Source organism: Deltaproteobacteria bacterium, assembly GCA_016178705.1.
GTDB lineage: Bacteria > Desulfobacterota > Binatia > HRBIN30 > JACQVA1 > JACOST01.
Genome location: JACOST010000032.1, coordinates 47,055 through 59,469 on the forward strand (window position 1 = coordinate 47,055; position 12,415 = coordinate 59,469).

General features: G+C 64.2%; 15 protein-coding genes. 5 read left to right on the plus strand and 10 right to left on the minus strand.

The annotated features are described in order from the left end of the window. Nucleotides 1-105: 105 nt before the first annotated feature. The 3 genes from HYR72_25115 (at nucleotide 106) to HYR72_25125 (ending at nucleotide 1,653) form a co-directional block, all read left to right on the plus strand. Nucleotides 106-858, plus strand: a complete 753-nt coding sequence (locus HYR72_25115; GenBank protein MBI1818274.1) for an FKBP-type peptidyl-prolyl cis-trans isomerase — start codon at nucleotides 106-108, stop codon at nucleotides 856-858. Between the two features lie 74 nt (nucleotides 859-932). After that, entirely contained in the window at nucleotides 933-1,190 is a 258-nt protein-coding gene (locus HYR72_25120; protein MBI1818275.1) for a hypothetical protein, read from the plus strand. 262 nt (nucleotides 1,191-1,452) lie between these two features. Beyond that, complete coding sequence (locus HYR72_25125; GenBank protein MBI1818276.1) at nucleotides 1,453-1,653, plus strand: hypothetical protein; 201 nt, start codon at nucleotides 1,453-1,455, stop codon at nucleotides 1,651-1,653. A 1-nt stretch (nucleotide 1,654) separates the two neighbouring features. Here the strand turns inward: HYR72_25125 and HYR72_25130 are convergent, their stop codons facing one another. Next, complete coding sequence (locus tag HYR72_25130) at nucleotides 1,655-2,086, minus strand: VOC family protein (GenBank protein ID MBI1818277.1); 432 nt, start codon at nucleotides 2,084-2,086, stop codon at nucleotides 1,655-1,657. Nucleotides 2,087-2,240: 154 nt separating this feature from the next. On the opposite strand from HYR72_25130, the gene HYR72_25135 reads away from it, so the two are divergent. Beyond that, entirely contained in the window at nucleotides 2,241-3,377 is a 1,137-nt protein-coding gene (locus HYR72_25135; protein MBI1818278.1) for an MFS transporter, read from the plus strand. Nucleotides 3,378-3,383: 6 nt separating this feature from the next. Here the strand turns inward: HYR72_25135 and HYR72_25140 are convergent, their stop codons facing one another. The 6 genes from HYR72_25140 to HYR72_25165 form a co-directional block, all read right to left on the minus strand. Next, nucleotides 3,384-3,752, minus strand: coding sequence for a DUF309 domain-containing protein (locus HYR72_25140; protein ID MBI1818279.1), 369 nt, complete (start codon nucleotides 3,750-3,752; stop codon nucleotides 3,384-3,386). Between the two features lie 93 nt (nucleotides 3,753-3,845). Beyond that, on the minus strand, nucleotides 3,846-4,862 hold the full coding sequence (locus HYR72_25145; GenBank protein ID MBI1818280.1) for an aldo/keto reductase: 1,017 nt from the start codon (nucleotides 4,860-4,862) through the stop codon (nucleotides 3,846-3,848). Nucleotides 4,863-4,919: 57 nt separating this feature from the next. Continuing rightward, the gene (locus tag HYR72_25150) at nucleotides 4,920-5,291 is read right to left on the minus strand and encodes a DUF5615 family PIN-like protein (protein MBI1818281.1); all 372 of its coding nucleotides are present in this window, start codon (nucleotides 5,289-5,291) and stop codon (nucleotides 4,920-4,922) included. Continuing rightward, complete coding sequence (locus HYR72_25155) at nucleotides 5,292-5,516, minus strand: DUF433 domain-containing protein (GenBank protein MBI1818282.1); 225 nt, start codon at nucleotides 5,514-5,516, stop codon at nucleotides 5,292-5,294. It abuts the gene before it with no gap. An 817-nt stretch (nucleotides 5,517-6,333) separates the two neighbouring features. Further along, nucleotides 6,334-6,630 (minus strand): type II toxin-antitoxin system RelE/ParE family toxin, encoded by a 297-nt coding sequence (locus tag HYR72_25160; GenBank protein MBI1818283.1) that lies wholly within the window; start codon nucleotides 6,628-6,630, stop codon nucleotides 6,334-6,336. Beyond that, a complete protein-coding gene (locus HYR72_25165; protein ID MBI1818284.1) occupies nucleotides 6,620-6,856 on the minus strand; it encodes an addiction module protein in 237 nt (78 codons plus the stop codon). Before HYR72_25165 ends, HYR72_25160 begins: the two co-directional genes overlap by 11 nt. Before the next feature lie 81 nt (nucleotides 6,857-6,937). On the opposite strand from HYR72_25165, the gene HYR72_25170 reads away from it, so the two are divergent. Then, nucleotides 6,938-7,363 (plus strand): acyl-CoA thioesterase, encoded by a 426-nt coding sequence (locus tag HYR72_25170; GenBank protein MBI1818285.1) that lies wholly within the window; start codon nucleotides 6,938-6,940, stop codon nucleotides 7,361-7,363. 170 nt (nucleotides 7,364-7,533) lie between these two features. Here HYR72_25170 and HYR72_25175 read toward each other — a convergent pair whose 3' ends face one another. From HYR72_25175 to HYR72_25185, 3 genes are all read right to left on the minus strand, one after another. After that, entirely contained in the window at nucleotides 7,534-8,406 is an 873-nt protein-coding gene (locus tag HYR72_25175; GenBank protein MBI1818286.1) for an SDR family NAD(P)-dependent oxidoreductase, read from the minus strand. 363 nt (nucleotides 8,407-8,769) lie between these two features. Then, complete coding sequence (locus tag HYR72_25180) at nucleotides 8,770-11,082, minus strand: molybdopterin-dependent oxidoreductase (GenBank protein MBI1818287.1); 2,313 nt, start codon at nucleotides 11,080-11,082, stop codon at nucleotides 8,770-8,772. A 227-nt stretch (nucleotides 11,083-11,309) separates the two neighbouring features. Beyond that, the gene (locus tag HYR72_25185; GenBank protein MBI1818288.1) at nucleotides 11,310-12,386 is read right to left on the minus strand and encodes an aromatic ring-hydroxylating dioxygenase subunit alpha; all 1,077 of its coding nucleotides are present in this window, start codon (nucleotides 12,384-12,386) and stop codon (nucleotides 11,310-11,312) included. Between the last annotated feature and the right edge of the window lie 29 nt (nucleotides 12,387-12,415).

A 12,415-nucleotide genomic window follows, 5' to 3' on the forward strand; every position in this document is an offset into this window, starting at 1 on the left:
CGCCTTCACACCGCTCCCGGCTGCTTGCTTTACGCTAGCGACGCGGCTACTAGTGCGCGACTTTCGTGGCCGCTCGCGTCCACCATTCTTGAAAGGGAGACTCTCATGCGCAAGCTCACCATCACCATGCTCCTCGCGCTGCTCGCCAGTGTCACCACTGCGCGCGCTGACGAGCCAGAGCTGAAGACCGACGACGACAAGACCCTCTACGCGATCGGTTTGGCCATCAGTCAGAACCTTGGACCATTCAATCTGACTGAGGCCGAGCTCAAGTTCGTCCAGGCCGGCATTGCCGACGGCACGCTGAATCGCGAGAAGAAGGTCGATCTCGAAACCTACGGCCCGAAGATCGGTGCACTCCAGCAGAGCCGCGCCAAAGTCGTCGCCGAGGGCGAGAAGAAGAAGTCCGAGGAGTTCCTCACCAAGGCCGCCGCCGAGAAGGGGGCCAAGAAGACCGCGTCAGGCCTGATCTACACCGAAACCAAAGCCGGCACCGGCGTCGCGCCGAAGGCGACGGATCAGGTGAAGGTTCACTACACCGGCACGCTGCCCGACGGCACCAAGTTCGACAGCTCGCGCGACCGCGGTCAGCCCGCCACCTTCCCGCTCAACGGCGTGATCCCGTGCTGGACCGAGGGCGTACAGCTGATGAAGGTCGGCGGCACCGGCAAATTGATCTGCCCGTCCGACCTCGCGTACGGCGATCGCGGCGCGCCGCCGAAGATCAAGCCGGGCCAGGCGCTGGTGTTCGATGTCGAGTTGATTGAGATCGTCAAAGCCCCAGCCCCGGCTCCAGCCGCCAAGAGTGCGGACAAGCCCGCAGACAAACCTGCGGCCGACAAGCCGGCGGAAGACTAGCCTTGCTTCAATATTCGGGGGCGGGATTCGTCCCGCCCCCCTTTCCGTCCGCCGCAACAACCGAGGTGCGTTCAATGAAGCGACTGTTCATCCTCAGTCTGGCCGCGGTGGCGGCACTCGCCGCTAGTGTCGGCCCAAGCTTCGCCCAAGCAGCCAACGACGACGCATCAAAGGCGAGGAAGTACGTCGACAAGGCGAGCCCCAATCTCATGAAGCAGAGCGGCGGAAAAAAGCCGACGCCGCTGGAACGCCACATCGAAACCGGCATCAAGGGCCAGCGAGGCCTCCCGGACGCAGGAGGTCAGCCAAGCAACAAGCAGGGTCCGAAGTAGAAACCTGCATCTCCGCCGACACAATCCAACACGGCGGTCCCGCCTGTGCGGGCTCCCCAATCGGAAAGTCCTCCAACGCGAAGTCGCAAAGACGCGAAGGCGGAAAGCGAGTATTCTGTGACGAGACTTCATTTCTCTGAAGGCCGTTCAGTGGTATTCGTTCGTGCCGACCGATCGGACTAAAGCCCTTGCGCCTCTGCGCCTTGGCGACTTTGCGTTAAGTTCTTTTTCTTGGGATTGAGATTAGGAAGCCCTCCGAACCATGCGCTACGCCCTGTTGCTGCTCGTTCTGGCACCGTTGCTCGGCGGTTGCACCGCGACCTGGACGAAGCGTGGCGCCACGCAGGCGGACTTCGAACGCGATCACGCCGCCTGCGAGCAGGCGGCCAGTGTCGTTCCCAAATTGGTGCTGCAGAGCCGCTACGAGGAATGCATGCAGAGCCGCGGCTACCGCATGAAGTAGCCTACGATGTCGCCGGCTGGTCCGTGAGCAGTCCCTTGCCCGGCACGTGGTTCATCTCGATGCGAATGCCGTCCGGATCTTCGAACAACACCGAGTAGTACCCGGGAGCCCAGACGCCGTCTTCCGGCGCATGAATGATCTTCGCGCCCAACTCGCGAGCAAAGTCGTACAAGCGATCCACGTCGGCGCGTTCGCGGGCGCGGAAGCACAGATGGTGCAGCCCGACGCGCAACTGGACGAAGCGCTCAGCGCGATGGGCGTCATCCGCCTTCATGATGCCCACGGCAGTGCGACCGCCAACGCAGTAGAGCATTCCATCCATATCGATCACCGGCTTCAAGCCGAGGAAGCGCAGTAGCTTGTCATAGAAGGGCCGACACGCTGCAAAGTCGCTCACCGTGAGCATCACGTGGGCAATGCCGTTGATTTCCATCCGCGCCTCCTTGTCTTCGTTGACGTTGTCCTCGGACGATCCCAGCCGCCGTTGCGGTGACCATTTTCCTACCGCGGGTGCATCCGACTCGCAATGTCGACGATCGTCGCCGCGCGTGGCTTGCGTCGGCCGGTCAGACCTGCGAGACGCGCGCATGCCGCGTCCGCGTCGCGTCGTCATCGCAGCCTATTTTCTGCTCTTCTGGGGCGGCGGCGTGTGGATGCCCTACTTCCCGCTCTACCTGTCGCACCTCGGTTTCGCCGGGTGGCAGATCGGCGTGGTGTTCGGCATGCAGCCGGCGCTGCGCTGGGGCAGCGCGCTGGCGTGGGCCTATGCCGCCGATCGCTGGCGCATCCGCCATCGCCTGCTCGTCATCGCCGCGTTCGGCGGGGCGCTAGGCTTCGTGCCTCTACTGTTCGCTCACAGTTTTACGGCGGTGCTGGCGGTGACCGCGTTCATCGCGCTGCTCCACGCGCCGCTGATGCCGATGGTCGACGCGACGGTGATGGACCATCTGTCGCAACTCGGCGGCGACTACGGACGCCTGCGCACTTGGGGATCGGTCGCCTTCGTCACCGGCGCGCTGCTCAGCGCGCCGCTGGTGCATGCGTTCACTCCGGCCATCGTGCCGCTCCTGCTGCTGATTCCGTTGCCGCCAATGATCGTCGCCTTAGCGCGTTTGCCACGCGAGCAATTCGGCCATGCCTCACACTTCCGCGCGCCGTGGCGCTTGTTGACCGCGCCGTTGGCGGCGTTCCTCGCCAGCGCGTTCCTCATTCAACTGAGCTGCGGTGCGTTCTCGGGATTCTTCGCCGTGCACTCGGCGGCGCTCGGCTTTTCCGATGCGGTGCCGGGCATCACCTGGGGCTTAGCTGTCGGCGCCGAGGCCGTGCTGCTTTTCTTTGGTAGCCGTCTGCTGGCGTGGCGCAGCGCGCCGAGCGTGATCGTCTTTTCTCTGCTGGTCACCGCGGCGCGCTGGGCCCTGACCGCCATCGCCCACAACGAGGTGCTCGTCATCGGCTTGCAACTGGCGCACGCGTTTACGTTCTCAGCCTTTCATCTCGCCGCGCTGCATTTGCTTTCCCGACTAGTGCCGCCGCGGAGCAGCACCGGCGGGCAAGCGCTGTACGGCACCATCGCCTTCGGCATTGGCGGAAGTAGCGGTCTCGCCCTCGCGGGTGTGCTGGTCGACCGCTTCGGAACCGCCAACGTATTCGCTGTTGAGGCCGGCGTCGCGTTGCTCGGGCTGGTGCCGGCGCTGTGGTTGGTGCGACTCACGCGCAACGCGTGAAGCAGTTCACCCGTCCGCGAGCGGTTGCAACCGCGGTGGCTGACGCACAAATGTCTCCGCGTCAAACGTCCCGCTGCGGATCGTGTCGATGTCGGCGCGCACCCGGTCGCGCAACGCCGCGAGGTTGATCCCGCCAGCGTCGCCGGCGAATGGCGCCGTCTTTTGCAGTCCGCTGTCGAGCATCCGAAGCGCGCCACTCCATAACTGCTGCGTCGTCTTGTGATAGCCGACTGCAATCTGGATCAGTCCAGTGAACAGTTCCCACAGATCGTCCGGGACATCGTCGAGCCCTGCTTCGAGAACTTCGTGCGCCTCGAAGTAGCGCCCGGCGTTAAACTCCCGTGCCGCGTCAATGATCGCACTCCGAGTCCCCAATTCCGCAATCCCCAATCCGCACTCCGCAATCGAGCCATTCCGCATTTCACATTCGCCATTCCGCAATCGCCATTCCGCATTCCGCAATCGGAATCATCCCATCGGATAGCGGATTTCCTTCGACACCTTGTTGCACTGATCGAGCACGTCGGGCGTGAGCGTGACATCCGCGGCGGCGAGCGTGTCGGTGAGTTGCTCGACCGTGGTGGCGCCGATGATGGTGGAGCCGACAAAGTTGTGAATCAACGACCACGCCGTTGCCAGCGTCGTAACTGACATGCCCGCCTGTTGCGCGATCGCCATGAAGCGCGCGGTCGAGCTCAGCGTCTGCTCATTGACGAAGCGGCGGGTCATCGATTGCGAGCGCGGATTGCCTTCGCCGTAGTTGGTGAAGCGCGAGCCCTTGGGTCGCGCGCCGTCTTGATACTTGCCGCTCAGCACACCGCCGGCGATCGGGCTGTAGGGCAGCAGGCTGATCTGTTCGCGCCGACACGCTTCTGCAAGTTCGTCCTCGAAGCGTCGGTTGAGCAGGCTGAAGTTATTTTGAATCGTTTCGTAGCGAACCGAGCCGTTCTTGTCGCTCGACCACAAACTCTTGGTAAGGCCGTACGCGGTCTCGTTGCTGCATCCGACGTAGCGGACCTTGCCGGCTTCGACCAAGCGCGTGAGCGCGGTCATCGTCTCGTCGATCGGCAGATCGCGGTCGGGCCAATGCGTTTGATAGAGATCGATGTAATCGGTCCGCAATCGTCGCAGGCTAGCTTCAACCGCGCGCTCGATGTGATGGCGATCGAGCGCGGTCTTGCCGCTGCGTTGCGGCGCGAGGAACCACCCCATCCCCGGCCCTGCCACCTTGGTTGCGATGAACACCGCATCGCGCGACTTGCCGGCCATCCATTTTCCGCAGATCTCTTCGCTGCGACCGGCGTACTTCGGATCCGGCGGCACCGGATAGGTTTCCGCGATGTCGAGGAAGTCGACGCCCGCGTCCCACGCGCGATCGAGGATGGCGAAGCTCGTGCGCTCGTCGGCCTGATTGCCGAACGTCATCGTACCCATGCAGATCTCGGAAACCACCAGGCCGGTGCGGCCCAACCGCCGACGCTTCATGTTCGCTCTCCTCCCAAATGTCGTGCGCGCGGATCATAGCAGGAGTCGCCCGACGGGCTAGTCAGTCGCCCGGCCCTCATTTATCTCGACCAGCGGCTCACCGGCACGGAGCAACTCGATGGTTCGCTTCCACCGCGAAAGAAGGAGTTGCTTGAGCTGTCGATTGCTGAGATTGCCGCACGTCACCCACACGAGTTGCGGCGGAGCGCCGCGTCGTTCCTGAAGCTGAACGAAGTCCTCGTCCTTGGTCAAAACAACGGCACCTGCGAACCGTGCTTTCTCGTAGATCTCCGGGTTCTCCGCAGTGAGAAGGTCAATCTCGGAAACGTGGACGGCTCGAATGCTCTGCGGCTCCTCGATCCACCGGCACAGTACTGGTGGCATCTGAGCGTTAACCCAGATCAGTAGCGCGGTGGGCGGTTCGGGCATCTAGGCGGCAAGAGTTGGGTGGTCCAAGCGTCGAACAGCATAGGTCAGGCACGCGGCGATATCTTCGGATTCAAGGTAGGGATAGTCGGCGAGGATTTCCTCCCGACTCTGGCCAGCCGCCAAGAGGCCGAGCACGTCGATGACGCGGAGTCGCATACCGCGGATGCACGGCCGGCCGCCGCACTGGTTGGGATTGATCGTGACTCGATCGAGCAGGTCTGCCATTGAACTCTCCCCCAGTGAGCGACCGTACCAAACCCTCCGCCGCGGGTACAGCGATCTTCTTCCTCACCACCGCCGAAACCCAGTCGACGCCCGCGTCCCACGCGCGATCGAGAATCGCGAAGCTCGTGCGCTCGTCGGCCTGATTGCCGAACGTCATCGTCCCCATGCAGATCTCCGAAACTACCAGGCCAGTCCCGCCCAACCGCCGACGCTTCATGTTCGCTCTCCTCCCCAATGTCGTGCGGGCGGATCATAGCAGGAGCCGTACGGCGGGAAAGGGGGCGATACGGTCGTGGTGTTCTTGATCCGATACCTCAGGGCAACGCGAGCGCTCAGCCGTGCGGGCCGCTTCCCACCGTGCGCGTTTTTCCGTTCGGCGCAGCGGCCCGCGTCGACTGAGGCGGCTTGTCGGATGGAGACTGAAGCAGCGGCAGCTGGCAATTGAGACAACGACGAGTGAAGCCGTTGCTCCACCAAATTAGGCGCCTAATCCGACGCTGATGGAACAACTTGCCGCAACGCGGACAGCGAGCCCACCCGGCCCGAACGGCGGCGATTCCAAACAGCGCCATCCAGGGCAGGGTTGCAACCACCATCGTGCGCTGCTGTGCTCGCTCCGCTTGAAACAGCCTGACGGTAATCGCGATGAGGACCATCGCGGGAAGGTAGCCCAACCCTAGTGCCCACACCCGCGCACGACGCCGGCGAATCTCTGCCAAGCCCTGTTCGAACGAACGGTCCGGCGTCATCATATTTCGCCTGACTCCAACTCCTACTGCGACGATGCGCGAAGTCGTTGATCAACCGGAGGCGTGCCTCATACCCGATCCTTCCAGTACCCGGGGCGACGACTTTGATGGGCCACAGCGACAACCTGAACTCGTTCCTCTCGGCGCCGGAAGATGAGGTTGAACGGAAAGCGCGGAAACACTATGCGCCGCGTTCCGTGCAGATGGAGGGGCCAGCGCTCGGGGGCTGCGAGCGCGCGCTCGACGACAACGGTGACTTCCTGAACAAATGCTCGCGCCGCGACACGGCTGCGCTCCGCATACCAGTCCTCGGCGTCGAGAAGCTCCTGTTCCGCAGCCGGATGGAACTCGACTTCAGGATTCACGGAGGCGACCGAGCAACTTTGCCTTGACTGTTTCCCAAGGCACGGGTTTCACCGTGCCAGAGTCAAGCTCAGTCACCCGTCGTTCGACTTCCTGTGCCCAAGCCTGATCGACCGCCGGGTCTGGCTCGGTCTCCAGGCTTTCGAGCAAGAGGCCCGCGAGTTCAGCCCGATCCTTCTCCGGCAACTGACAAGCCCGCTTGAACAGTTCCACAACGTCGGTCTCCATGAACCGCAAGCTACCACATGCGAGGGGAGAACCGAAGTAGCCGCTTGCTCTCGTGACCACCTCGACATAGGAGACACCGCGATGGAGCACGGCACACTGATCGAGGTCGCGCGCTATCGCGTCATCTTCGCCGACTGCGATCCGATGCGGATCATGTACTACGGCAACTACTTTCGGTTGTTCGAGATCGGCCGCGCCGAGTTGTTCCGCACGCTCGGCCATCCGTTTCCCGAGTACATCGCGCGCGGGCTCTACCTCGGTGTGATCGAGACCGCGTGCCGCTATCACAAGCCGGCGCGCTACGATGACGACGTGATCATTCGCGCCGGCATCAGCGACGTCATGCGGGCGCGGCTCACCATCTCGTACGAAGTGACCGCGCTCGACGGGGCGCTACTCGCCAGCGGCCACACCACACACGCCGTGCTCAACGACGCTGGCCGCCCACAGCGCATCCCGCCGGAGTTTCGCGACGCGGCGTTGGGAATGCAGAAGAGATCCTCGTAGCCGCCGCACGTGAGCACTTCGAGACTCCCTCGATCCGAAACGGGAGAGGCAACCGCTGATGGACGCCGATGAACGCCGATAAGATTCACCGATTTCTCCTGCTTTGCAGAGAGTCGTGATCGGCGAACATCGGCGGCCATCGGCGGTTGCACTATGTCTTCGCCTTGAGGCTAGTTGCTCCCTCTCAACCGACTGAACACCTCCTCCATGGTTCCGAGCGTCGGATTGCGCTCGGCGACGATGCCCTCCATGCGCGAGGTGATGTACTGCTTCCACTCGGGGTGCGGGAAGATGTAGAGGCGCTCGTTGCGGATGGCGTCGAAGACGACATCGGCCACCAAACTCGGCGGCGATCCCGCCGCGAGGAGCTGACGCGCCATCTGCTCCATCTCTTCGGCTCCCGGCATCTTCGGCGCCGTCTCGGCCAATGCCGCCGGGCGGTTGCGCGCGGCGTCGAAGATGTTGGTGTTCACGAAGCCGGGGCACAGCACCGAGACGTGCACCGGCGCCCCGAGCATCGTCAGCTCGTAGTGCAGCGTTTCCGACAGCGCCACGACCCCGAACTTCGACACGTTGTACGGCGCCGCGCCCGGGCCGCAGATCATTCCGGCCATCGAGGCGGTGTTGACGATGTGGCCCTCGACGCCTTGCGACAACAGAATCGGCGTGAACACGCGCACACCATGGATGACGCCCCACAGATTGACGCCGAGCACCCACTCCCAATCGGCGACAGTCTGCATCCAACTCGGCGACGACGTCACCACACCCGCGTTGTTGCAGACCACGTGAATCGCACCGAACTTATCGAGCGCCGCTTGCGCCAGCCGCCCGACCTCGGCCGCCTTCGACACGTCGGTGCGCACCGCCAGTGCTTGCGTGCCCGTCGCCTCGATCTCGCGCGCTGCCTGTTCGAGCGCCGCCGGCTCCACGTCCGCAAGCACGACCTTCATTCCTTCGCGCGCGAACCGCTGCGCCAAGGCGCGCCCAATGCCACTCGCCGCGCCGGTGACAACCGCGACCTTATCCCGGAATTCCTTCATGTCATCCTCCAACCTCTCTGATGCGCAGACCGGCGGAAGAACCGCAAGCGATCGAGGGGTGTCCAATCAGGGCTTGGCTAGCAGCGTCGTCAGCCCGAATAGGAATTCACCACGAAGTCACGAAGACCACGAAGGTCGGGCAGAGCGAAGTGCTCTCGGGCGGCTTGCCCTTGCCTCATTGGCGATGGACTTGACCTTGGGAGTCATAGGACGTTTCTTCGGCGGCTCTCTTCGTGCCCTTCGTGCTCTTCGTGGTGAACATTCTGTCCGATCACAAGGCGAAGGCCAAAGGTCTCACGCTGCACGAGGCGCTGCGCCAAGCGCTACGCGAATGGGTCAGCACGCGCTAAACGCGTGGTTGAATCAGGACTCGATCGGCGGAGGCTCGAAGGCGCGCACCGGTGGCACGACGCCAGTGAAGCGCTCCAACTCGACAAGCGCGTGTTGCCCGGAGCAACCTTGCGAGAGCCGGGACGTGCCGATGTCGCGCGTCAAGACGTTGGGGTTGCCGTGGACACACATCGCGATCTCGGCGCTCGCGTCGTCGGGATCGAACCATGCTCCCGTCGAGAGCCGCACCACGCCGGCTCGCACGTCGGCTGACACAACCGCTCCGGCGAGGCAGCTCCCGCGCTCGTTGAACAGCCGCACCACGTCACCATCGACGACGTTACGCGCGGCGGCGTCGCTCGGGTGAATGCGCACCGGCTCACGCCCCTGCACCTTGGCTGACTGACTGTAGGGCCCGATGTCGAGCTGGCCGTGCAAGCGCGTCGCCGGGTTGTTGGCGACCAGCGCCAGCGGGAAGCGCGCCGCCCGCGGCGAGCCGAGCCATTCGTCACTCTCCAACCACGTCGGGTGTCCAGGGCAGTCGTCGTAGCCAAAGCCGGCGATCCGTTCGGAGAACACTTCGATCTTGCCGCTCGGCGTGCGCAGGCGGTTGGCTTCGGGATCGGCGCGAAACGCGTCGAAGAGCACGCGGTCGGCTTCCAGATCGGGAATCTCGATCGACCCTGCGGACCAGAACTCGTTAAACGACGGCGCCTCGATGCCGGCGGCAATGAGTATGCTGCGAAGGTGGGAGTAGAGATGATCGAGCCACGCGCGCTCGTCCCTGCCCTCGGTGAACGCGTCGGCGACGCCGAGCCGCTCGGCGATGCCGGCGAGGATGTCGTGATCGCTCAACGCCCCACCCACCGGCGCGACCACGCGCTGCATCGCGATGATGCGCGCGTCGGCGCGACCGGAGCCAATGTCGTTGCGTTCGAACGTCGTCGTCGCCGGAAAGATCAGATCGGCGTGCCGAGCCATCGCGGTCCAGTACGGCTCGTGAACGATGATCGTGTCGGGTCGAGTGAGCGCGCGACGCAAGCGGTTGAGATCTTGGTGATGATGAAACGGATTGCCGCCGGCCCAGTGCACCAGCCGAATGTCGGGATAGCTGTAGCGCGCGCCGTTGTAGTCGAACGATTCGCCGGGTTGGAGCAAGAGATCGGCGATGCGCGCGACCGGGATGAACGACTTCACTTGGTTGGGGCCCACCGGCAGCAACGGCACGTTGACCGCCGCGCTCGAACTGCCGAGATCACCCATCGATCCGTAGCCGTGCCCGAAGCCACCGCCCGGCAGGCCAATTTGGCCGAGCAGCGCGGCCAGCGCGATCGCGGCCCACACCGGCTGCTCGCCGTGCTCAGCGCGCTGCAGCGAGTACGAAACCGTGATCAGCGTGCGTGACGCCGCCATCCGTCGCGCCAGCGCTCGCAACTCGTCGGACGCGATGCCCGAGCGCGACTCGGCCCATTCCGGGCTCTTCGCCACGCCGTCGCTCCTACCCAGGACGTACTCAATGAAGCGATCGCTGCCGTGGCAGCAGCGATCGAGGAACGCCTGATCGTAGAGGCCCTCACTGATCAGAACATGCGCGAGTGCCAGCATCACGGCGACGTCACTCAGCGGAATCAGCGGGTACCAGTGCGCGTCGGCCTCAGCGACGACGTCGTCGCGCAACGGACTGAAGAGTGCGATCTGCATTCCCCGCCGGCGCGCGTCGGCGAGATGGCCACGGATGCCGTGGCGAGCCATGCCGCCCGGCGCGACGAACGTGTTCTTCATCGGGATGCCGCCGAACGCGACGAGTAGCTCGGTGTGTTGCGCCACCACGGTCCACGACGTGGCCTTGCGGAACACCGACCCCGCGTTGCCCACCACGTGCGGCAGCAGCACGAGCGAGGCGCCGATGCTGTAGCTGTTGTGCGACGAGGTGAAGCCGCCGAGGCAATTGAGAAAGCGATGGAGCTGGCGCTGGCTCTGATGAAAAATCCCGGCACTCCCCCAGCCGTACGAGCCACCGAAGATCGCTTCGTTGCCGTGCGCGGCGATGACACGTTGGAACTCCGCCGCGGCACGGTCCCACGCTTCGTTCCACGAGAGCGTGACGAACGAATCGTTGCCTCGCTCACGCGAAGGACCGGGCCCGTGATCGAGCCAACCGCGACGCGCCACCGGCTGCTGAATGCGCACAGAGTGGCGAACGCTGCCGGGGAGATTGCGCAGCAACGGCGACGGATCGGGGTCGTGCAGCGGATGAACCGCGGCGATGTCGCCGTCGCGGACAGTGACGGTGAATCCCCCCCAATGCGAACTGTGAGTCAGCGCCGGTGCAGCGATCGTAGACATCTTGCGTAGTTTCGTACCAGCGTGCGAAGCGGATGTCGACGGCAGCACCGCGCATGGCCGCAGTGCCCCTCGATACGCCCCCCCTCGATACGAAGCCTTCGGCTTCTACTCGGTGTGGCTACTCGGGGAAGCGGTGGTTGGTTTCACTCCACTCGAATCCATCTTCACGACAAACCAATTCCCTCTCCCTCTGGGAGAGGGTTAGGGTGAGGGCTCCGACCTGAAAGTCAGAACACCCGCAGCGTGATGCGGCGATCGATCGGTGCCGTGTCGGCGGGAAGCCCACGCTCGGCCTGACGCAGCATGCGCAAGATTTCCGGACCCATCAGGTCGAGTGCGGTGGAGCGGTACGACTCGCCGCCGAACTCGCGGATGCGCCGCGTCTGCTGGCGCAGGATCTCGGCGTCCTGTGCGAGGATGGTATCGAGCTGCTTTTCGATGATCGGCCGCATCTCGTCGCGTTTGTCGACGGGAACTTTCCAACACGACACCAGCCAGAAGCGCGTCCGCAGATCGCTCACGGGCGTGTGCGGCAGCGTACTGACCAAATGGCGGCCGGCGCTGGTTCGGTACTCGACCTGCGCGACACCCGGCAGGAAAAATCGATCCCAGTGTTGTGAGACGATCGGCCGGCCCTCAGCGTCGGTCGTAGCGCCCGAGAGCGGTGGCTCGCCGATGTACTCGACTTCGATGCCGCCGGGAATCCGCCGCCGCACCGCCTCGATCTCGCGGCTGCCTTTGCCGCGGAAATCGCCGCGGTGCACGAACGCGGTGTGCGGTACATCGAGCGCGTTCTCCAACGCCGCGTGCATCGTGCACTCGACGTCATACTCGCGCAGGACGACCAGATACTCGGGGTCGTCGATGTGAGGAATGCGAATGGGCGTGCCTGTCGGCTCGCCGTCGGCACGTCCCCACACCCACACGAATCCATCCTGCTCGCGCGTCGCGAAGGCTGGCACGCAGCGACCGCTGGCGTCGCTGCCGTCGAGCAGTCCCGGCACCTCGCGGCACGCGCCACCTCTATCGAAGCGCCAGCCGTGATACCCACAAGCGAGATGTCCTGCCGCATCGATGGTACCGAGGGAAAGCGGTGCATTGCGATGCGCGCAGCGATCGAGCAGCGTCGCAGCGCGGCCGCTCGCGTCGCGGAAGAGCACCACCGGCAGATCGAAGATCGTCCGCGCCAGCGGAGCATCACGCAGTTCGTCACCACGGCAGAGTGCGTACCAGCCGTCGAGCACGCGCGCGACGGAGTAGTGACCCTTGGTGAGCGGCGCGTTGGTCGTTCCGGTATCTGTCATCGCGTCATCGAGTTTTGCACAAGCCGGCG